Origin of the sequence: Paenibacillus sp. PAMC21692 (genome assembly GCF_014303795.1) — a bacterium.
Lineage (GTDB): Bacteria > Bacillota > Bacilli > Paenibacillales > Paenibacillaceae > Pristimantibacillus > Pristimantibacillus agaridevorans.
In genome coordinates, this window is sequence record NZ_CP060293.1 from 4,835,568 (window position 1) to 4,856,659 (window position 21,092).

At 53.1% G+C, this 21,092-nt stretch carries 20 protein-coding genes; all 20 read left to right on the forward strand.

Annotation, left to right across the window (positions count from 1 at the left end):
- Window position 1 precedes the first annotated feature (1 nt).
- Window positions 2–1,099 carry a transcription termination factor NusA gene (nusA, locus tag H7F31_RS19350; RefSeq protein WP_087570927.1) on the forward strand — a complete coding sequence of 366 codons (1,098 nt, stop codon included), beginning with the start codon at window positions 2–4 and terminating at the stop codon, window positions 1,097–1,099.
- A gap of 44 nt (window positions 1,100–1,143) precedes the next feature.
- The gene (gene rnpM / locus H7F31_RS19355; RefSeq protein ID WP_187100108.1) at window positions 1,144–1,461 is read left to right on the forward strand and encodes an RNase P modulator RnpM; all 318 of its coding nucleotides are present in this window, start codon (window positions 1,144–1,146) and stop codon (window positions 1,459–1,461) included.
- Window positions 1,445–1,795 carry a L7Ae/L30e/S12e/Gadd45 family ribosomal protein gene (locus H7F31_RS19360; RefSeq protein ID WP_187100109.1) on the forward strand — a complete coding sequence of 117 codons (351 nt, stop codon included), beginning with the start codon at window positions 1,445–1,447 and terminating at the stop codon, window positions 1,793–1,795. Before rnpM ends, H7F31_RS19360 begins: the two co-directional genes overlap by 17 nt.
- Window positions 1,773–4,571 carry a translation initiation factor IF-2 gene (infB, locus tag H7F31_RS19365; protein WP_187100110.1) on the forward strand — a complete coding sequence of 933 codons (2,799 nt, stop codon included), beginning with the start codon at window positions 1,773–1,775 and terminating at the stop codon, window positions 4,569–4,571. Before H7F31_RS19360 ends, infB begins: the two co-directional genes overlap by 23 nt.
- A gap of 7 nt (window positions 4,572–4,578) precedes the next feature.
- On the forward strand, window positions 4,579–4,935 hold the full coding sequence (gene rbfA / locus H7F31_RS19370) for a 30S ribosome-binding factor RbfA (RefSeq protein WP_087570923.1): 357 nt from the start codon (window positions 4,579–4,581) through the stop codon (window positions 4,933–4,935).
- Complete coding sequence (locus tag H7F31_RS19375) at window positions 4,932–5,921, forward strand: DHH family phosphoesterase (protein ID WP_187100111.1); 990 nt, start codon at window positions 4,932–4,934, stop codon at window positions 5,919–5,921. Before rbfA ends, H7F31_RS19375 begins: the two co-directional genes overlap by 4 nt.
- A gap of 2 nt (window positions 5,922–5,923) precedes the next feature.
- Window positions 5,924–6,832 carry a tRNA pseudouridine(55) synthase TruB gene (truB, locus tag H7F31_RS19380; protein WP_187100112.1) on the forward strand — a complete coding sequence of 303 codons (909 nt, stop codon included), beginning with the start codon at window positions 5,924–5,926 and terminating at the stop codon, window positions 6,830–6,832.
- A 91-nt stretch (window positions 6,833–6,923) separates the two neighbouring features.
- Entirely contained in the window at window positions 6,924–7,865 is a 942-nt protein-coding gene (locus tag H7F31_RS19385; RefSeq protein ID WP_315970578.1) for a bifunctional riboflavin kinase/FAD synthetase, read from the forward strand.
- A gap of 164 nt (window positions 7,866–8,029) precedes the next feature.
- Window positions 8,030–8,299, forward strand: a complete 270-nt coding sequence (gene rpsO, locus H7F31_RS19390; RefSeq protein ID WP_087570920.1) for a 30S ribosomal protein S15 — start codon at window positions 8,030–8,032, stop codon at window positions 8,297–8,299.
- A gap of 146 nt (window positions 8,300–8,445) precedes the next feature.
- Complete coding sequence (gene pnp / locus H7F31_RS19395; protein ID WP_187100114.1) at window positions 8,446–10,551, forward strand: polyribonucleotide nucleotidyltransferase; 2,106 nt, start codon at window positions 8,446–8,448, stop codon at window positions 10,549–10,551.
- 201 nt (window positions 10,552–10,752) lie between these two features.
- The gene (locus H7F31_RS19400) at window positions 10,753–11,763 is read left to right on the forward strand and encodes a polysaccharide deacetylase family protein (RefSeq protein ID WP_187100115.1); all 1,011 of its coding nucleotides are present in this window, start codon (window positions 10,753–10,755) and stop codon (window positions 11,761–11,763) included.
- Window positions 11,764–11,823: 60 nt separating this feature from the next.
- Window positions 11,824–13,089 carry a M16 family metallopeptidase gene (locus H7F31_RS19405; protein WP_187100116.1) on the forward strand — a complete coding sequence of 422 codons (1,266 nt, stop codon included), beginning with the start codon at window positions 11,824–11,826 and terminating at the stop codon, window positions 13,087–13,089.
- On the forward strand, window positions 13,070–13,516 hold the full coding sequence (gene dut / locus H7F31_RS19410) for a dUTP diphosphatase (RefSeq protein ID WP_108994329.1): 447 nt from the start codon (window positions 13,070–13,072) through the stop codon (window positions 13,514–13,516). Before H7F31_RS19405 ends, dut begins: the two co-directional genes overlap by 20 nt.
- A gap of 141 nt (window positions 13,517–13,657) precedes the next feature.
- Window positions 13,658–14,557: a dipicolinate synthase subunit DpsA gene (gene dpsA, locus H7F31_RS19415; RefSeq protein WP_187100117.1), complete on the forward strand. Its 900-nt coding sequence runs from the start codon at window positions 13,658–13,660 to the stop codon at window positions 14,555–14,557.
- Entirely contained in the window at window positions 14,554–15,144 is a 591-nt protein-coding gene (locus tag H7F31_RS19420; RefSeq protein WP_087570915.1) for a dipicolinate synthase subunit B, read from the forward strand. Before dpsA ends, H7F31_RS19420 begins: the two co-directional genes overlap by 4 nt.
- A gap of 215 nt (window positions 15,145–15,359) precedes the next feature.
- The gene (dapG, locus tag H7F31_RS19425) at window positions 15,360–16,574 is read left to right on the forward strand and encodes an aspartate kinase (RefSeq protein ID WP_187100118.1); all 1,215 of its coding nucleotides are present in this window, start codon (window positions 15,360–15,362) and stop codon (window positions 16,572–16,574) included.
- 42 nt (window positions 16,575–16,616) lie between these two features.
- Entirely contained in the window at window positions 16,617–17,492 is an 876-nt protein-coding gene (gene dapA / locus H7F31_RS19430) for a 4-hydroxy-tetrahydrodipicolinate synthase (protein WP_187100119.1), read from the forward strand.
- Window positions 17,493–18,032: 540 nt separating this feature from the next.
- A complete protein-coding gene (locus H7F31_RS19435) occupies window positions 18,033–19,715 on the forward strand; it encodes a ribonuclease J (RefSeq protein ID WP_087570912.1) in 1,683 nt (560 codons plus the stop codon).
- Between the two features lie 308 nt (window positions 19,716–20,023).
- A complete protein-coding gene (locus H7F31_RS19440) occupies window positions 20,024–20,860 on the forward strand; it encodes a ClpP family protease (RefSeq protein ID WP_087570943.1) in 837 nt (278 codons plus the stop codon).
- Complete coding sequence (locus H7F31_RS19445; RefSeq protein WP_187100120.1) at window positions 20,857–21,075, forward strand: YlzJ-like family protein; 219 nt, start codon at window positions 20,857–20,859, stop codon at window positions 21,073–21,075. The genes H7F31_RS19440 and H7F31_RS19445 overlap by 4 nt, the downstream gene beginning before the upstream one ends.
- Window positions 21,076–21,092 lie beyond the last annotated feature (17 nt).

Genomic DNA, 21,092 nt, shown 5'->3' on the forward strand with positions numbered 1-21,092 from the left:
AATGAGCATGGATTTTATTGAGGCGTTGCAAGAGATCGAGAGAGACAAAGGGATCGCCAAGGATGTGCTGCTCGAAGCCATTGAAGCCGCGCTCATATCCAGCTACAAACGTAATTTCAACACTGCTCAGAACGTGAGAGTGGACATTAACCGCCATTCCGGCGTGATTAAGGTATATGCTCGCAAAACGGTCGTCGACGAGGTGTTGGATCCGCGCCTGGAGATTACGGTGGAAGCATCTCGCGAAATTAATCCGCATTATCAACTGGATGATGTCGCCGAGATCGAAGTTACGCCGCGGGACTTCGGCCGAATTGCTGCACAGACAGCCAAGCAGGTCGTTACCCAACGGATACGCGAAGCCGAGCGCGGCCTTATCTACAATGCCTTCATCGACAAGGAAGAAGATATCGTGAACGGCATCGTGCAGCGTCAGGACGTTCGCAATCTGTTCGTCGATCTGGGCAAGGTAGAAGCGGTAATGCCGCTGACGGAGCTTATGCCAACGGATAAGTTCAAGCATGGCGACCGAGTGAAGTCTTTTATTACGAAGGTCGAAAATACGACCAAAGGTCCCCAAATCATTTTGTCCCGTACGCATCCGGGTCTGCTTAAGCGTTTGTTCGAGCTGGAGGTGCCGGAAATTTACGACGGCGTCGTAGAAATTCGTTCCGTCGCGCGCGAAGCGGGCTTCCGCTCGAAGATTGCGGTTCATTCGCGCAATGACGAGGTGGATCCTGTCGGCTCTTGCGTCGGACAGAAGGGGATGCGGGTGCAGACGATCGTGGGCGAGCTTAAAGGCGAGAAAATCGATATCGTTCGTTGGTCAGAGAATGTCGAGGAGTATGTCGCGAACGCGCTTAGCCCTTCCAAGGTGCTGGAGGTTATCGTATTCGAGCAGGAAAAGATGGCCCGAGTTATCGTGCCCGATTATCAGCTGTCGCTGGCAATCGGCATCAAAGGTCAAAACGCCCGTCTCGCAGCCAAGCTGACTGGCTGGAAGATCGACATTAAGAGCGAGACGCAGGCCGAGCAGGAATACGGCCGTCCGAAGTCCGCGATGGGCACCATGCATCAGGATTCCGTCTCGATCGATTAGCAAAGCGGGCTAGTGCCGTAGATGTAGATAAAGGAGGGTGTGCGGTGAGACCGAGAAAAGTGCCGCTTCGCAAATGCGTCGCCTGTCAAGAAATGATGCCCAAGAAGGAGCTTATCCGGATTGTTCGGGCACCGTCCGGCGAAGTCGCGATCGACCTGACCGGCAAGAAGGCGGGACGCGGAGCGTATCTGTGCGGCAAGGTAAGCTGCTTTAAGCTGGCGAAGAAGACCAAAGCGTTGGACAGGGCGCTTAAGCAGTCCGTCGGCGATGATATTTATGATGCGCTCGAAAAGGAATTTGTTGCGGTAGAGGAACAGTTTATAGCCGCAAAGGAGCTGGAGTCCGATGACGAAGAAGCCTGACAAGGCGTTGTCGGCGCTCGGCATGGCCATGCGTGCGGGCAAGCTTATAACAGGTGATGAAATCGTGCTCAAGGCTGTCAGATCGGGCAAGGTCTGTCTGGTCATTCTTGCCGGTGACGCATCTCCGAATACGAAAAAAAAATTTAAAGACAAGTGCGGCACCTACGGAATACAACTCGCCGAGGCATACGACAGGGAACAGCTTGGCATGGCGATAGGAAAAGCGGAACGCGTCGTTCTTGCCGTGACCGATGTGAACTTCGGAAAAATGATCGAAAATCATCTGAGCCAAAATACGGAGGTGGATCCTATTGAGCAACAAACAGGACAGTAAAGACAATAAAGATAAACTTCGCGTATATGAATATGCGAAGTCGCTAAATATGAGCAGCAAGGAAATTATTACGATTCTTAAACGGCTGAACTTGCCGGTCAACAACCATATGAGCGTAATGGAGAACGAAATGGTTCATAAAGTGGAAGGTTTCTTCCGCGACATTAAAGCGAATGCGGCGGCGAAGCGCGCTCAGGAAAGCGGCGGAGCAGCCGTATCTGCGCAGGCTCGTCCGCAGACCGCGCAGCAGCAAGGCAATCGCGGCAACACAACTCAAGAGAGACAGGGGACAACGAACTCTATTAATACGAAAACACAACCATCCGAACAGCAGCAAACAAGGGATCAGCAGCGTGAGCAAAAACCACAGCAAGGCAATCGTCCAACTGGTCAAGGCCAAGGTCAAGGCGGAAACCGTCCATCCGGCGGTCAGGGACAAGGCCAAGGCGGAGGACGCTCCTATAACGGCGGTCAGGGACAGGGCCAAGGCGGCAATCGACCATCCGGCGGTCAAGGACAAGGCCAGGGCGGCAATCGCCAGTCCGGCGGCCAAGGTCAAGGCGGCTTCCAACGTCAGGGAGGACAAGGCGGTCAAGGAGGCCAAGGCGGCAACCGTCCATCCGGCGGTCAGGGCGGAAACCGTTCAAGCTTCGGTCAAGGCGGTTCCGGCGGCCAGGGCGGCAATCGATCCGGTTACGGTCAAGGCGGCCAAGGGGGCCAGGGCAATCGAACAGGCGCTCAAGGCGGCGGCCAAGGTGCTCAGGGCGGCGCTCGCACGGGCACTGCGCCTCAAGGACAGGCTCGCAGCTTCGATTCCCGTCCGGCACCGGCACGTACAGGCGGCGGAAGCGACGATCGCAGAGGCGGCGGCGATCGCTTCGGCAAGGGCGGCAACAGCGGCAACGGCAGTTCCAGACGTTTCGAAGATGGCCGCGGCGGCGGCTTCAACAAAGGGAACAATCGCGGCGGCAAAGGCCGCGGCAAAGGTCATCAGAATCAGCCTCCTCGCGAGAAGATCGACAACACGCCTAAGAAGATTATCGTCCGCGGCACGCTGACGGTCGGCGATCTTGCCAAGCTGCTGCATAAGGATGCTTCCGAGGTTATCAAGAAGCTTCTATTCCTGGGCGTTATGGCTACCATCAATCAAGAGATCGATATGGATGCGATCATGCTGATCGCAGGCGAATACGGTGTTGAGGTTGAAGTGAAAATTCCGGTGGAGGAAGACACCTTCGAAACCGTGGAAGAGACGGACGAAGAAGAGGATCTGCTCGTTCGCCCGCCGGTCGTTACGATTATGGGTCACGTCGACCATGGTAAAACGACGCTTCTCGACGCCATCCGCAAGTCGAACGTTTCAGGCGGCGAAGCAGGCGGCATTACGCAGCACATCGGCGCATACCAAGTCGAGATTAATAACAAGAAGATTACGTTCCTGGATACACCGGGTCACGAAGCGTTTACGCTAATGCGTGCACGCGGCGCTCAAGTAACGGATATTACGATTATCGTAGTAGCAGCCGACGACGGCATTATGCCTCAGACGGTAGAAGCGATCAGCCATGCCAAAGCAGCTGGCGTTCCAATTATCGTAGCGGTTAATAAGATCGATAAGCCGGAAGCTAACCCGGACAAAATCAAACAAGAAATGACGGAATACGAGCTCGTGCCGGAAGAGTGGGGCGGAGATACGATCTTTGTGGAAGTATCCGCGAAGCAGCGCATCAACCTGGAAGGTCTGCTCGAGATGATTCTGCTTGTAGCGGAAGTCAACGAATTCAAGGCGAACCCGAACAAACGCGCCCGCGCAACGGTTATCGAGGCGGAGCTGGACAAAGGCAAAGGTCCTGTAGCCCGTATTCTTGTACAGCACGGAACGCTTCGTATCGGCGACGCATTTGTAGCCGGCAACTGTTTCGGCCGCGTTAGAGCCATGGTAAACGACAAAGGCCGCCGTCTCAAGGAAGCTGGCCCGTCGACGCCTATCGAGATTACTGGTTTGACGGAAGTGCCGCTTGCCGGCGATCCGTTTATGGTATTCGAAGACGAGCGCAAGGCACGCGCGATCGCAGATCGCCGCGCCATCAAACATCGCCAATCCGAGATGGGCGCCAATACGCGCGTTACCTTGGACGATCTGTTCAGCCACATCAAAGACGGAGAGATCAAGGATCTTAACGTCATTATCAAAGCAGACGTACAAGGCTCGCTCGAAGCGCTTAAAGGCTCGCTCGCCAAGATCGACATCGAAGGCGTTCGCGTCAAGGTCATCCATAGCGGCGTAGGCGCGATTACGGAATCCGATGTCATTCTCGCGGCCGCGTCGAACACGATCGTTATCGGCTTCAACGTTCGTCCGGATCCTCAGGCGGAAGCAACGATTGCCCAAGAGAAAGTCGACGTGCGCATGCACCGCGTCATCTACAACGTCATCGACGAAATCGAGCAAGCGATGAAAGGCATGTTGGATCCGATCTACAAGGAAGTCATCATCGGACACGCCGAAGTCCGGAACGTGTTTAAAGTGACGAAAGTCGGCGCGATTGCCGGTTGCATGATTATTGACGGCAAAGTAACCCGTTCGGCCGAGGCGCGCATCGTTCGCAACGGCATCGTCGTGTACACGGGCAAGATCGATTCGCTTAAGCGGTTCAAGGACGACGCCAAGGAAGTCGCTCAAGGCTATGAGTGCGGTATAACACTGGAACGCTTTAGCGATATTAAAGAAGGCGACGTAATCGAAGCCTTCATCATGGAGTCGGTTGAGAGGTGATTAAGCAATGGCAAAAATTCGGGTAGGCCGCGTAAGCGAGCAAATCAAAAAAGAGCTTAGCAGCATTATTCAGATGGAATTGAAGGATCCGCGCATCGGATTTATAACCGTTACGGGCGTGGAGACGACAAGCGATTTGTCGCAAGCGAAGATTTACCTTAGCGTACTCGGCAATGACGAGCAGAAGGAAGCAACGCTCAAGGCGCTGGCAAGCGCGACAGGCTTCCTTCGTTCGGAGCTTGGCAAGCGCATGAAGCTTCGCCACACGCCGGTGCTATTATTCAAGTTCGACAGCAGCATCGAATACGGCAGCCGGATCGAATCCTTGCTCGAAGATATTAACAAAGGAAGCGACGCGAAGTGACGCGGCCCCAGAGCTATAACGACTTGTTGAAAGAAGCATTGGCCTTCATCGAAGGTCATGCTTCCTTTCTTGTTGTCTCCCATGTCCAGCCGGACGGAGACGCCATTAGCTCAACATCGGTTGTGGCTTGGCTGTTATCCAAACTTGGGAAGACCGCTGTTCTTGTGAACGAAAGTTTGCTGCCTTCAAGGCTGTCGTTCTTGCATCGATTCGAGGAGATTCATTCTTTAAAGGCAGCTAAACTAGAAGGCACTTACGATGCGATCATTGCGGTCGATTGTGCGGATTATCGCCGCATCGGAGAGGCAGCGACCTTATTTGCACCCGGCGCAGCGCTGCTGAACATCGATCACCATCCGACAAATGACGGCTTCGGAACGTTGAATATCATTCGGCCGGAAGCTGCTGCTACCGTCGAGATTTTGTACGACTTGCTTGAAGCGGCGGACATCGCGCCCGATCTCGATTGCGCGACTGCGATCTATACGGGGCTGCTGACGGATACGGGAGGTTTCCGCTATTCCAACACCAGCCCGCGCGTGATGGAGATCGCGGCGAATCTGCTCGCCATTGGCGTGTCTGGCAGCAAGCTTGCGGATCATCTGCTGGAAAAGATGACGATCGGCAAGCTCAAGCTGCTGCAGACCGCGCTTAGCCGTTTGACTTTCTCCGACAATTTGGAGATCGGCTGGCTGTACATGACGAAGGATGATCTGCGGGAATGCGGTGCGGTGCCTGACGATCTCGAAGGCATTGTGAACTACGCGCTTAACGTAGACGGCGTTGAAGTCGGCATTCTGTTTAAAGAGACGGAGTCCGGACAAGTCAAAGCCAGCCTTCGTTCCGCCGGCAAAGCGGATGTTGCTGCCATTGCCCAATCATTTGGTGGCGGAGGGCATGTCCGTGCCGCCGGCTGCACGCTGGATGGGCCGATATCGGCCGCAACGGCGTTGCTCGTCGAAGCGGTTAGAAAGGCGCTGGTCTAACAATGGATGGCATACTTGCGGTATGGAAGCCGGCTGGCTGGACATCGCATGATGTTGTGGCCAAAGCAAGGCGACTATTAAAGATGAAGCGGATTGGTCATGCGGGCACCCTTGATCCTATGGTTACTGGCGTTTTGCCTCTATGCCTGGGCCGGTCGACGAGAGTCGTCGAGTATGTGCAGGAGCGTCCTAAGGCATACGAAGCCGTACTGAAGCTGGGCATTGCTACAGATACAGAGGACATGACTGGCGAGGTTCTGGCACAGGAACCTGTCCGCCGTTTCACGGAGCAAGAGCTGGAAGCCGTGCTGGGACAATTTCTGGGCGAAATTGAACAAGTGCCGCCGATGTTCTCCGCTGTCAAGGTTGACGGGAAGCGATTGTACGAGCTTGCCAGGGAAGGGAAAACAGTAGACCGGAAGTCTCGCAAAGTTCGCATACATGATATTCGGCTCCTTGCTTCCGAGCTCGATATGGAATACCCTGAAATTACGTTCTCGGCCGTATGCTCCAAGGGGACATATATTCGTACGTTATGCGTCGATATTGGCAAGGCTCTCGGCGTGCCGGCCACGATGAAGAGCTTGACCAGAACGATGTCCGGCGGAATTCAGGCCGAGCAGTGCCTGACTCTGGAGGAGATCGAGCAATTGCAGGCTGCAGGCGAGCTCGAGAGCCGTCTTATCTCTCCCGAGGAAGCCATCGACCATATTCCGAAGGCAGTCGTTACGGAGGAAGCTGCAGCCAAGGCGTTGCGCGGACAAAAGCTGTCGCTTCGATCGGCATCTATTCAAGAGTCTTGGGTACATGGCACGTTGTTCCGCGTAACGGATACCCGTGAATCGTTCATTGGCATTTTCGAATGCGACATGGACATCTACGGCTTGCGCCCAGTGAAAGTATTCTCTTGAAATTTCAATAAGGTTCAAAAAGCTCGGTTTGGATGAAACGAAGTTTTTGAACTACCTCTTTTATGGAAATGCAGGTGTATTCGCGGTGAAAATGATTTCGATCTCTTATCCTTTTACGAATCTGGCAGAGCTTGTGCAGGAGAAGGCGGTCTCCATTGCGATCGGTCACTTCGACGGCGTACATCGAGGGCATCAAAACGTCATCCGGCAAGCGGTTGACGTTGCCCGCAAGGAAGGAATGCTGTCGGCTGTCATGACCTTCTCTCCGCATCCCAAGGAAGTGCTGGGCCATGGAGAACACTATTACAGCTGTCTGACTCCGCTTCACAAAAAGCAGGCGCTGTTCGAAGAGCTCGGCGTTGATATTATGTATGTGATGCGCTTCGACCTCAGCTTTGCCGCGGTATCGCCTTCCGAATTCGTCAGCGGCGTATTGCGTCCGCTCGGCGTCGGTCATGCCGTTGTTGGATTCGACTTTACATTCGGCAGCAAAGGCGCGGGTAATGCTTCGACTCTGCTTGAGCTGTGCAAGCCGGATATCGGAGTCAGCATTGTCGAGCCATTATACGATAACGGCGTCAAGGTTAGCAGCACATATACGCGAGATTCGCTGGAGCAAGGCAATCTTGACAAGGCGAACAGCTTGTTGGGCCGTCCTTATGAAGTATCGGGCACCGTCGTTCACGGCGACGGGAGAGGTCGTACCATCGGCTTTCCTACTGCCAATCTCGAGCTGCATGATCCTTACGTAGCCCCGAAGCTTGGCGTCTATGCCATTAAGGCATGGCTGGACGGTGTCGCATACAACGGCGTACTTAACCACGGAATGAAGCCGACCTTCAACAAGTCGGAGATTAAGCCCGTTATGGAAGCGAATCTGTTTGATTTCGACCGGGACATTTACGGCAAGGAAATCAGGGTACAATTTAAAGCTTTCATTCGCCCGGAGCAAAAGTTCGGGTCGATTGATCAATTGATCAGCCAGATCGCCGCCGACGCGGCGCAAGCCCGTGCGATTAATCAGAGTCTTTAAAACTCGACAACCTGCCTTATCATGTGATATACTAGTCAAAGTTGTGACCGAACGAAGCTTGTACAAGCATTCGGAAGCGGTCCAGCCGAACCTTGGCTTGGTTGTCCGCTCTCACCGGCGGCGGCGAGGCTAATGGCGATTATGATAGAAGGAGGTGAACAAGGATGGCAATTACACAAGAACGTAAACAAGAACTGATCGAGACTCACAAGACGCATGCAAGCGACACGGGGTCCGCTGAAGTTCAAGTCGCTATCCTTACGGAAAACATCGTGAACTTGACGCAACATTTGCGGGAACACAAAAAAGATCATCACTCCCGCCGTGGTCTGCTCAAGATGGTCGGTCAACGCCGTAAGCTGCTGGCTTACCTGAAGAACAAAGACGTAAGACGTTATAGCGCATTGATTGAAAAACTCGGCCTTCGCCGTTAAAACATGCGTAACAGAAAGCAACCTGATCGTCCCCATTGAGAGGGATACGGGTTGCTTTTTGTAAAATTACAAGAGTTTGTTCAAAAAGTCCTTTTTGAACACTCACTATAAGAATCTTGATTCTACTTATGAACGGAGGCTCGCGAATGATACATAAAGTTGAAATGATGCTTGGCGGAAGACCGTTAAGCTTGGAGACAGGCCGACTGGCCAAGCAAGCGAACGCAGCCGTAACGGTTCGTTACGGAGAGACGGTTATCCTTTGTACCGTCACTGCTTCTTCGGAGCCAAAAGATCTGGATTTCTTCCCTCTGACTGTCAACTACGAAGAGAGATTGTATGCGGTGGGCAAAATCCCGGGCGGCTTCATTAAACGCGAGGGCAGACCGAGCGAGAAGGCTATTCTGTCCAGCCGCTTGACGGACAGACCTATTCGTCCGCTGTTCCCGGAAGGATTCCGCAACGATGTGCAGATTGCCAACATTGTTATGAGCGTCGATCAAGACTGCACGCCCGAGATTGCGTCCATGATTGGTACTTCGGCAGCACTTTCGATCTCGGACGTTCCGTTCAACGGACCGATTGGCGGGGTTGTGGTCGGCCGCATCGATGGCAAATTCATCATCAACCCGACGGTTGAGCAGGAACAAGAGACAGATATTTTTGTCGTTGTTTCAGGTACCAAGGACGCTATCATGATGGTGGAAGCGGAAGCGAACGAAGTATCCGAGGAAGTCATGCTGGAAGCCATCATGTTCGGGCACGACGCGATCAGAGGCATCGTGGCTACGATCGAAGAGCTGACGGCAGCTGCCGGCAAAGAAAAAATGGCAGTCAAGCTTCACGCCGTAAACGAAGAAGTAAACGCTGCGGTTCGCGCATTCGCATCGGAACGTCTGGTAGAAGCGATCAAGATCGCCGAGAAACACGCGCGTCAAGAAGCGATCGACGCCGTAAACGGCGATACCGTGACTCACTTCGAGACGGTCTACGCCGATACGCCAGAATGGCTGGGCGATGTGAAGGAAGTGCTATACGACATCGTGAAGGAAGAAGTACGCCGCCTTATTACGCATGACAAGGTACGTCCCGACGGCCGCGGTCTCGATGAGATTCGTCCGATCGAATGCGATGTATCCTTGCTTCCGCGCACGCACGGCTCTGGCCTGTTCACACGCGGTCAGACTCAGGCGCTAAGCATCTGTACGCTCGGCGCAATGGGCGATGTGCAAATTCTTGACGGCATCTCGCCGGAAGAGACCAAGCGCTTTATGCACCATTATAATTTCCCGCCATTTAGCGTAGGCGAAGCTCGTCCTTTACGTCCTCCAGGACGCAGGGAGATCGGCCACGGCGCGCTCGGAGAACGCGCATTGTCTAAAGTTATTCCTTCGGAAACGGATTTCCCTTACACGATTCGTCTAGTATCCGAAGTGCTTGAGTCCAACGGCTCTACGTCGCAGGCGAGCATTTGCGCCAGCACGCTGGCCATGATGGACGCGGGAGTTCCGATCAAAGCGCCAGTAGCGGGCATCGCGATGGGTCTGATCAAGGACGGCGAGCATTTCTCCATCCTGTCCGATATTCAAGGGATGGAAGATCATCTGGGCGATATGGATTTCAAAGTGGCTGGTACCGCTGCTGGCGTTACGGCGATTCAGATGGACATTAAGATCGATGGCATCGACCGCGCGATTTTGCAGCAATCGCTGGAGCAAGCGCGTCAAGGACGGTTGCATATCCTCGGCAAGATGATGGAAGTGATGAGCGCGCCGCGTACGAACTTGTCGAAATACGCGCCTAAGATTTTGACGCTCCGCATTAATCCGGACAAGATCCGCGACGTTATCGGCGCCGGCGGCAAAATCATCAACAAAATTATCGAGGAAACTGGTGTCAAAATCGATATCGAGCAAGACGGCATGGTGTTTATCGCTTCCTCCAACGAAGAGATGAATCAAAAAGCCAAGTCGATTATCGAAGGCATCGTCAAGGAAGTTGTTGTCGGAGAGATTTATCTGGGAACGGTCAAACGGATCGAGAAGTTCGGCGTATTCGTCGAAATTTTGCCGAACAAGGACGGCCTCGTCCACATCTCCCAACTGTCTACGGAACGCGTAGCGAAATGCGAGGACGTTGTTAAAATCGGCGACCAGATTACCGTGAAGGTAACGGAGATCGATCAACAAGGCAGAGTCAACCTTTCGCGCAAAGTGCTCCTGACGCAGGAAGCGTCCTCGGAAACCAAGTAATTTCACACGAAACTTAATAGGCACCAAGCGAAGAGTCAGATATCATCTGCCTCTTTTTGTTTGGGTACAAGCCGCATAAAGTTGTCCTTCCGCTCATAAGATGGTTCATAACCGCATATCGGACTCCAACAGCACCGCCGTTTTAGCAGTTCAGGCGCTGCAGGATTCCGGATGGGACTGGATAAGCGGGGAGTGGGGGACATGACGCTGCGCAAAGCTGCTGCAATAGCGGCAAGCCTATTGATGGTGCTCGTATTTATACGATTAAACGGGGATATTAGCGCTTTTATCCACTCGGTTAAGGCCGGGCATGACGCGACTTACGCGTTCGGACCGCCTTCCTTGTCGGAAGAAGAGAAGAAGGAGCTGTACAATCGGATCGTCGCGGAAGCAGAAAGTCGGTATTCGGCGCCAATCGATGCTAGGATTGATCGGGTTTGGCATGCCATTCCCGGCTATAACGGGCTTGCGGTCGATATCGAGCGTACCTACGAAGCGGCACTTCAAGCAGCCAGGACGGATCCCATCCCTTATCAATACAAAGAAATCGAACCGAAGATCGGTCTCGAGGATCTTGGCGCGCAACCGATCTACAGAGGCAATCCTAACAAACGGATGATCGCTTTTATGATCAATGTCGCTTGGGGCAATGAGTACGTTGATCCCATCCTGGAGACGTTTGCCAGGGAGAATGTCAAGGCAACGTTTTTTCTGGACGGTTCCTGGCTGAACAAGAATAGCGAGCTTGCCCGCAAAATTATGGATGCCGGTCATGAGTTATCCAATCATGCGTACTCGCATCCGGATATGAAAAATTTGAATCGAAGCGATCAGTCTTCCCAAATAACGCGTACAGAGAAGCTGCTGCAAGAGAGGCTGGGCATTGGCGATAATCGGTGGTTCGCCCCGCCGTCTGGTTCCTTCAATGGCGCCACCTTGCAGATCGCGAAGGAGCTGGGCTTGCAGACGGTGCTGTGGACCATCGATACGATCGACTGGATGAAGCCGGCGCCGAGTGCCATTGTGGAGAAAATCGACAGAAAGCTGGAGCCGGGGGCGCTGATTCTCATGCATCCGACAGCTTCTTCGAGCCAAGCGCTGCCTGGCATGATTGCAAGCGCCAAGGCGAAGGGATACTTGATCGGCACAGTAAGCCAGACGCTGTCTTCGGAGCGGACGCCCGCTGTTGTTGAGGGCGGAGTTGGATTCTGATATAGTGGAATCATTCGTGTTAATACAGATTGGCATAACGCCAATATAGGGGGACGCTTGGTGAATAAATACGTACTTAGCAACGGCTTGCGCGTCATGGTGGAAAATATACCTACAGTTCGTTCCGTTTCGTTCGGTATCTGGGTGAAAACAGGCTCTCGCAACGAGACGCTAGATAACAGCGGCATCTCCCATTTTATCGAACATATGTTGTTCAAGGGTACAGAGAAGAGGTCCGCCAAGGACATTGCGGATCTGTTCGACGGCATCGGAGGCAACGTCAATGCTTTTACGTCGAAGGAATATACGTGTTACTTCGCGAAAGTGCTTGACGAACATCTGCCGCTTGCCGTGGATGCCTTGTCGGACATGTTCTTCCATTCGCAGTTCGACGAAGGAGAGCTGGCCAAAGAAAAAAACGTGATTCTTGAAGAAATCGCGATGTACGAGGATACTCCGGACGACAAGGTCCATGATGAGGCTTCGCGCGCCGCGTTCGGCAATCATCCGCTTGCCTATTCCATTCTCGGGCTCAAGGAACGGCTGGAGTCGATGGGTCCCGATACGCTGCGCGGATACATGAACGACAGATACACCATTGAGAACACCGTCATCAGCGTGGCGGGCAATGTGGAAGACGAGAAGCTGCTGGCGATGTTGGAGCAGTACTTTGGCGCCTTCTCGCGGCATTCGGAGCCTGTAGTCGTAACGCCGCCGGCTTTCCACGGGGACTATATCTTCTTTAAGAAAAAAACGGAGCAAAATCATCTCTGCATTTCCTTTCCAGGCTGCTCCAACGCCGATCCGCTGCTGTATCCGATGGTGCTGCTTAATAATGCGCTCGGCGGTGGCATGAGCTCGCGGCTCTTCCAGGAAATCAGGGAGAAACGCGGACTTGCGTATTCCGTCTATTCGTATCATACGGGTTATGCGGATTCCGGTCTGTTTACGGTCTATGCGGGTACGGCTCCGAAGCAGACGAAGGACGTGCTGGAGCTGACGATGGAACAGCTGCACGAATTGTCCGTCAAGGGACTGGGCGAAGACGAGCTTCATCGAGGCAAAGAGCAGCTTAAGGGATCTCTTATTCTGAGCCTTGAGAGCACGAGCAGCAGAATGAACCGGATCGGCAAAAACGAGCTGATGCTGGGACGCCATTACACGCTTGATGAGCTGCTTGCACGTATCGATAATGTGACGATGGATCATATCCGCGAAGTAACCAAGCGGATGTTGGCCGTGCCTTTTGCAGTGGCGACAGTGGGCACGACGGACAAAGAATTTGCGGGATTGAGGAGAGATCAGCTTGTACCAGGTTCTGTTTAAACGATTGGAAGGCAACGAGGACATCGCGGTTCCTCGCAAAATGTCGGAGTGGGCTGCGGGCTTCGACCTGCAGGCTGCCGTAAGCGAGCCTGTAGTCTTGCAGCCGGGAGAGCGCAAGCTCATTCCTACGGGCTTCTCCATGGCGATGCCCATGGAGCTGGAAGCGCAGATTCGTCCGCGCAGCGGACTGGCATACAAGCATGGCATAACCTGCTTGAATTCGCCAGGCACGATCGATGCGGATTATCGCGGAGAGGTGAAGGTGCTGCTCGTTAATCTGGGGGCGGAGCCATTTGCCATCACAAGAGGCGAACGTATTGCGCAGATGGTGTTCCAGGTCGTGCCCCAGGTGACGATCGAGGAAGCGGAAGAGCTTCCGGATACGGTGAGAGGCGCAGGCGGTTTCGGACATACCGGAGTGAAGTGATGAGGAAGTCGTACGGCTAACAGCTGTACGGCTTTTTTTGTTGCGCGCAAACTTTCACCCCGCTTTGGGCGGCGGCATAAGATGGTCTATATCCTTATGAGCATCTGATTGCTTATTTGTTTTTGAAAGGAGTGACGCTTAATGCTTACAGGCGTTCAAGTGCTGATGCTCGGCGGCGATGCCCGGCAGCTGGAGGTTATACGCAAGCTGAGCGAGCTGGACGCTTCCGTCACGGTATGCGGCTTCGATGGCTTGCACTCTTCGCTCGACGGCGCCGTGCATGCCGAGTTCGAAGAAGCTTTGTTCGAAAATGTCGACGCGCTGCTGCTGCCTGCCGTAGGTACCGAAGACAATGGCCTGATTCACGCCGTATTCAGCGATCGGGAAATTGTGCTCGGCGAAGCGCATCTGGCGAAGCTGCCCGCACATTGTACGGTTTATACGGGCATGGCAAAGCCTTACTTGAAACAATTGTGCGGGCAATACGGCCTGAAGCTGGTCGAGCTGTTCGATCGGGACGACGTAGCCATCTATAATTCCATCCCGACGGCGGAAGGCGCCCTGATGATGGCTATTCAGAATACGGATATTACAATCCATGGTTCACGCAGCATGGTGCTTGGCTTTGGCCGGACCGGCTTTACGATGGCTCGAGCCTTGCATGGATTAGGGGCTAAAGTCAAGGTTGGCGTCAGGCGCTCAGAGCATTTTGCAAGGGCGGCGGAGATGGGCTTCGAGCCTTTCTATACGGGGGCTTTACTGCATAATGCGGGCAACATTGACTTGCTTTTTAATACAATTCCGACTATGATAGTCACAGCGCAAATTATCGCAAATCTACCATCGCGAGCGGTTATCATCGACCTTGCCTCGAAGCCTGGCGGAACCGATTTCCGCTTCGCAGAGAAACGTGGCATCAAGGCGATGCTCGCACCCGGACTCCCCGGAATCGTCGCACCCAAAACAGCTGGACGCATCATAGCGGATTGCTTGACTCAGTTGATCATGGATGATACGAATAAGCGGGGGAATGGGATATGAATTGGAACGGAATTACGGTAGGTTATGCATTGTCCGGCTCTCACTGCACGTTCGCAGAGGTGATGCCGGAGATCAAGCGATTCGTCGATGCCGGTGCAAATGTCGTGCCGATCGTTTCGAATACGCTGATTACGACAGATACGAGATTCGGAACGGCGAAGGAATGGCAAGAGCAGCTTAGGGGCATTACGGGCAACGAGATCATTTCGACGATCGTTCAGGCGGAGCCGCTTGGACCTTCCAAGCTGCTTGACGTTCTTGTTATCGCGCCTTGCACGGGCAACACGACGAGCAGGCTCGCAAACGCAATTACGGACAGCGCTGTATTGATGGCCGCCAAGGCGCAGATGCGCAACGGCAGACCGATCGTACTCGCCATTTCGACGAATGACGGCTTGGGCCTTAACGCCGCGAATATAGCGAAGCTATTAGTAGCTAAACATATTTATTTCGTACCTTTTGGTCAGGATAATCCGATTCAGAAGCCCAATTCGCTGGTCGCTCGGATGGATCTGGTGCTGGAAGCTTGCGAGGCCGCGCTTCAGGGCAAGCAGCTTCAGCCGATGCTGGTAGAGCGGCACGGATAATCGAGGCGTTCCACGACTTTAGACGTCATTGTTGGATAACGAATGGGATCAAACGATCGAGGATGTTAAGCAGCTGCCTCTGAATTCCGGGGACCATCTACAAGGCTTGGCAAGGATCATATTCATATCGCGGCAATTATTTTCCACGGGTTCATGGATTCATTACGGATAACGTGCTGCTTCTCGTCTTCACTCGAAGATAGGAGGCTAACGGCTTGCGAATCCTCATACAGAAATTCGGAGGAACCTCGGTATCCAGCCCGGAAGCTAGAGAACGTGTTATTTATCATATCAATAGGGAACGGGGCGACGGCAATAGTCTTGTCGTCGTCGTTTCCGCTATGGGGCGCAGCGGAGATCCGTACGCCACGGATACGTTGTTAGAGCTTGTCCGGCAAAGCGGAGACGGTCTACCGGCAAAAGAAAGGGATTTGCTGCTTGGCTGCGGCGAGATTATATCGGCAGCCGTATTGTGCAGCATGCTCAATGCCAGAGGCATTTCCTCTGTTGCGTTAACGGGTGGAAGCGCAGGAATTTTAACGGACGAAAGCTTCGGTTCGGCGCGAATTAAACGTATTGACCCGGAGCCCGTCCTCACGCAGTTGGCTAAAGGCCATGTTGTCGTGGTCGCCGGCTTCCAGGGCGTAACGGCCCATGGCGACTTGACGACGCTTGGACGAGGCGGCAGCGATACGACGGCGACGGCGATCGGCGCTGCTTTGCGCGCGGAAATGGTCGATATTTACACCGACGTAAATGGCATTTTGACCGCGGATCCTCGGATCGTGGCCGATGCCAAACCGCTTCCTGTCGTAAGTTATGCGGAAATTTGCAACTTGGCTAGGCAAGGGGCCAAGGTTGTGCACCCCCGTGCGGTCGAGATTGCCCAGCAGGCGAAAATCCCGGTAAGAGTTCGCTCCACCTTCTCGGAGGAGGTCGGCACGCTCGTTACGGATGATGCTTCTGCGGCAGCCGATCATGATTTCAGGGACAGACACGTGACCGGCATTGCGCATGTGCCCGGCATTACCCAGATAGCGGTAAAAGCGATCGAGGGACAGAGCGACATGCAACTGCAAGTGTTCCAGACGATGGCCAGACATCATATCAGCGTAGACTTTATTAATGTTACGCCAAGCGGCGCTCTATACACGGTCTATGACCGGGACGCGGATACCGCGGAACGGCTGCTTCGCGAAGCGGGCTTCGCGCCGGTGCTGACCCCTGGCTGCGCCAAGATCTCCGTCATAGGAGGCGGAATGAACGGTCAGCCGGGCGTCATGGCGCGTATCGTCGAGGCGTTGACGGAGCAAGGCATCAGCATCATGCAATCCTCCGATTCCAATACTACAATCTGGGTTCTGGTCCGCGACGAAGATATGGCGGTCGCGCTTCGGGCGCTGCATGCCAAGTTCGATCTTCATTTATGAAGCAATTAACAGCATTATTGTACAATTCTAGGAGGAGTCTCTATGGATTTCGGAAGATTGATTACAGCGATGGTTACACCATTTGATGCGGAAGGATCTATCGATTGGCAAACCGCCGGTAAGCTGATTGATTACTTGATTGACGAGCAAAGCAGTGACAGCATCGTTGTCTCCGGCACGACGGGCGAGTCGCCTACCTTGACGGAGGAAGAGAAGCTGAAGCTCTTCGCATTCGCGGTCGAGCACGCCGCTGGACGTTGCAAGATCATCGCCGGTACGGGCAGCAACGACACTGCCCATACGATTCATCTGACGAAATCTGCCCAGCAATGCGGCGTGGACGGAATCCTGCTTGTCGCTCCTTATTATAATAAGCCTTCCCAAGAAGGTTTGTACCGCCACTTCAAGGCTATAGCAGAATCGACAACGCTGCCGATCATACTCTATAACGTGGAGGGGCGCACGGGCGTCAATATTTCCGTAGAGACGACGCTACGTCTGGCAGAGCTTGACAACATTGTTGCAACGAAGGATTGTGCTTCGCTGGAGCAACTTACTCTGATCGTAAGCGGAGCGCCGGAAGGATTCCGCGTATACAGCGGGGACGACGCCATGACGCTGCCGGCACTCGCAGTCGGAGCATACGGAATCGTCAGCGTGGCGAGCCACATTATTGGAGCCGACATGAAGGCGCTGGTTAATGCCTATGTAGCGGGTAATGTCGCGGAAGCAGCGAAGCTAAATGGCAAGCTGTTCACCATTTTCAAAGGTTTGTTCAACTGTCCTCATCCCGTGCCGAATCCGGTCGCGGTTAAATATGCGTTGTCGCTCAAAGGTTATCCCGTTGGCGGTGTGCGGCTGCCGCTGATCGATGCAAACGAAGCGGAGCGGGCTTTTCTTCGCGATTTGATTTCATAGGAACATGATCGCACCGCCTATCGGACATTAATGACGCTATTATTCGATTTTTTGAGTTCTTGAAAATCTAACGGACGTACACGACCTTATTGGCATCAACATCGCGCATTTTGGCTTCATTACGACCCGATAGCGGCTTTTCTGTCCGTTAGATTTGTTTGAGGTTAAAAATCGGACAAATAGCGTCGCTCGTGTCTGTTAAATTTTTAACCTGTTGTTCATAAAGCTTGGTGTTGCATTATTTCCTATACAATTAGATAACGCGCCGATCGGCGCGGTTATGCAAGAACCGATGCGCAGCATCGGTTTTTTTTGCATATCTAAGGATGAAGCGTTTTGGAGACGCTATCGGATAGAGGATTATCCGGTTGCACTTGTATTCCATCTTTTTCATCATGTATAATGATCACAAGTGATTGGGTGCGGCAAACAAAATCAATTCCAGTTCTTACCGTCAGAGCGGCATCTGGCGTTATCTGTAATACCAATAATCGGATAAAGCATGAATAATGACACTTTCTATAGGAGGTATAGATACATTTGTCTAAGAAAAACAACAACCAAGATAAGCTGCTTATATTCGCACTGGGCGGAGTAGGCGAGATCGGCAAAAACATGTACGTGATCCAATATAACAACGATATCGTCGTTGTGGATTCGGGTCTCAAATTCCCGGAAGAGGACATGCTCGGCATTGATATTGTCATCCCGGATATTTCTTACCTGACGGAGAACCGCGACAAGGTTCGCGCCATCCTCATTACACACGGTCACGAAGACCACATTGGCGGTCTGCCATACGTGCTCAGACATCTTAATGTTCCTGTCTACGGAACAAAGCTGACACTCGGACTGATCGAAGGAAAGCTTAAGGAAGCGGGCTTGCTGGGCGAGACGAAGCGCATCCTGATCAATGCGGATTCCGAGATCCAACTCGGCGCCATTCGTGCGAGCTTCTTCAAGACCAACCACAGTATTCCGGACTCCGTTGGCGTCTGTCTGGATACACCGGAAGGCATCGTCGTTCATACGGGCGACTTCAAGTTCGACCATACGCCTGTAAACGATCAGTTCGCCGACCTGCAGCGTATTGCCGAAATCGGCAGCCGCGGCGTACTGGCGTTGCTGTCCGACAGTACAAACGCAGAACGGCCCGGCTATACGCCTTCCGAGAGCAAGGTAGGGGACGAGCTCGAAGATATCTTCCGCAAGTCCACTCAACGCGTCGTCGTTGCCACCTTCGCTTCCAACGTGCATCGGATTCAACAGATCATCAACGCTTCGATTGCAACTCGCCGCAAGATTGCAGTCGTTGGCCGCAGCATGGTCAACGTAGTCGGCATCGCATCGGAACTTGGCTACCTTAACATCCCTGAAGGCATGCTGATCGAGCCGGAAGAAGTGAACAAGCTGGCCGCCGACCGCGTCGTTATTCTTTGCACGGGCAGCCAGGGAGAGCCCATGTCCGCTTTGACGAGAATGGCGCGCTCCACGCATCGCAAAGTCGATATTTTGCCTGGCGACACGGTTATTATCGCCGCTACGCCGATTCCTGGCAATGAGCGTTACGTAGGACGTACGGTAGACGAGCTGTTCAAGCTCGGCGCCAACGTCATCTATGGACCAGGCTCCGTGTCTGGCGTCCACGTATCGGGTCACGGCAGCCAGGAAGAGCTTAAGCTCATGCTGAACTTGATCAAGCCAAAGTACTTTATTCCGATTCACGGCGAATATCGTATGCTTCGCTTGCATGGCAGACTGGGCGAGTCAATCGGCATCGATAAGGAAAATATCTTCATTGTCGAGAACGGCGATACGGTAGAATTCCAAGGCGGCGCCGGTCGCAAGGGCTCCAAGGTTCCGGCAGGCAATGTTCTTATTGACGGACTGGGCGTCGGCGACGTAGGCAACATTGTATTGCGTGATCGCAAGCTGCTGTCCCAAGACGGCATTCTGGTCGTTGTCGTGACGCTCAGCAAGCAGGATGGCACGATTCTATCCGGTCCGGACATCATCTCCCGCGGTTTCGTGTACGTTAGGGAGTCGGAAGGCCTTCTGGACGAAGCCAACCGGATCGTCACTTCAACGCTCAACAAGCTTATGAACGACAAGGTTAATGAGTGGGCATCGCTCAAAACAAACGTCAAGGACGCTCTTGGACGATTCCTCTACGAACAGACACGTCGCCGCCCTATGATATTGCCGATCATCATGGAGGTTTAGACGGTATACAAATACCCATCACGATATAGAAATCGCTTTTCAGCCGGGCAACCGGAGGGAAGGCGATTTTTTTACCACATAAGAATTTATAAGTTTCCAAGCATGCATTGGATATGAAATTCTTATTGGCGATAAAACCACCTTTAATCGCGGCCGCACATCTTCGAAAGGCCTCGATAGAGGTTTTCTCATTGGCGGATGCTTCGCTACAATCGTTCGGATAATTGTTCTCATGACATTCCATACTATGACAAGCTGTAGAACTACATGATGGATATGAGGGGGATATAAGCATGTCGTATGGATACATGAATGAAGGAATTAAAAGCAACGGATCGGAGCCGCCGCCGGCCCAACCTGAACCGCAAGGAGCGCCTCAAGACGAGAAGCGAAAATCGGCTGCAATTGAAAGCATTCAGCAATTAGGAACCGTATCTCCGCCAGTTCCGGCGGAATCCAATATCTTTTGCATGACAATCATCGGACAAGTCGAAGGTCATCTCATTCTTCCTCCGCAAAATAAGACGACGAAATACGAACACATGATCCCTCAGCTGGTAGCCGCCGAACAGAATCCGAAAATCGAAGGGGTGCTAATCGTACTAAACACGGTGGGAGGAGACGTTGAGGCCGGGCTTGCAATAGCCGAGATGATCGCATCATTGTCGAAGCCGGTGGTAACGTTAGTGCTTGGCGGCGGGCATTCCATCGGCGTGCCCATAGCGGTGTCCGGAGACCTATCCTATATCGCGGAAACCGCAACAATGACGATTCATCCCATTCGGATGAACGGACTGGTCATCGGAGTGCCGCAAACGTTCGAATATTTGGAGAAAATGCAGGAACGCGTCGTACGATTCGTTACTTCTCATTCGAATATCTCTGAGACTACATTTAAGGAACTCATGTTCAAGACTGGCGAGCTTACACGCGACATCGGCACGACAGTGATCGGCGCTGATGCCGTAAAGCATGGCCTCATTGACAATATCGGTGGATTGGGAGATGCGCTTCGGAGTTTAAATGGACTGATTGAAACGAAACGAGCGGCAGCGCCTCAACCTTCAAGCATTGACGCATCGGTTGCAGCTGGAATTATGGCTGCGTCAAGCGAGGTCGGTTTAGAGGGAGGCGCTACGCAATGACCCTGCATACTATCATGCCTTTAGAGCTGGTTCTACAGGGCTACGGAGAAGAGGGTGAACCCATGCTTGACGTTACGGCAAAGGGTGTAAGAATGCTTGTTGTTCCCGTAGCGCCAGGCTGCGGTAAAATTGTAAGACTGTTGGATTGCTCCTTGTACGACTATCTGGATCCAACGCTGGCGCCTGGATCATTGATTACGTTCGGCTTCGAATAGTTGTTCGGAAGTGAAAT

Bases quoted from the DNA above. Each gene is read 5' to 3' on its own strand.
- H7F31_RS19400 (WP_187100115.1), top strand. From the start codon at position 10,753: ATGACGCTGCGCAAAGCTGCTGCAATAGCGGCAAGCCTATTGATGGTG.
- rbfA (WP_087570923.1), top strand. From the start codon at position 4,579: ATGGCAAAAATTCGGGTAGGCCGCGTAAGCGAGCAAATCAAAAAAGAG.
- truB (WP_187100112.1), top strand. From the start codon at position 5,924: ATGGATGGCATACTTGCGGTATGGAAGCCGGCTGGCTGGACATCGCAT.
- H7F31_RS19445 (WP_187100120.1), top strand. From the start codon at position 20,857: ATGACCCTGCATACTATCATGCCTTTAGAGCTGGTTCTACAGGGCTAC.
- dpsA (WP_187100117.1), top strand. From the start codon at position 13,658: ATGCTTACAGGCGTTCAAGTGCTGATGCTCGGCGGCGATGCCCGGCAG.
- H7F31_RS19360 (WP_187100109.1), top strand. From the start codon at position 1,445: ATGACGAAGAAGCCTGACAAGGCGTTGTCGGCGCTCGGCATGGCCATG.
- dapA (WP_187100119.1), top strand. From the start codon at position 16,617: ATGGATTTCGGAAGATTGATTACAGCGATGGTTACACCATTTGATGCG.
- H7F31_RS19385 (WP_315970578.1), top strand. From the start codon at position 6,924: ATGATTTCGATCTCTTATCCTTTTACGAATCTGGCAGAGCTTGTGCAG.
- rpsO (WP_087570920.1), top strand. From the start codon at position 8,030: ATGGCAATTACACAAGAACGTAAACAAGAACTGATCGAGACTCACAAG.
- nusA (WP_087570927.1), top strand. From the start codon at position 2: ATGAGCATGGATTTTATTGAGGCGTTGCAAGAGATCGAGAGAGACAAA.
- H7F31_RS19420 (WP_087570915.1), top strand. From the start codon at position 14,554: ATGAATTGGAACGGAATTACGGTAGGTTATGCATTGTCCGGCTCTCAC.
- H7F31_RS19440 (WP_087570943.1), top strand. From the start codon at position 20,024: ATGAATGAAGGAATTAAAAGCAACGGATCGGAGCCGCCGCCGGCCCAA.
- pnp (WP_187100114.1), top strand. From the start codon at position 8,446: ATGATACATAAAGTTGAAATGATGCTTGGCGGAAGACCGTTAAGCTTG.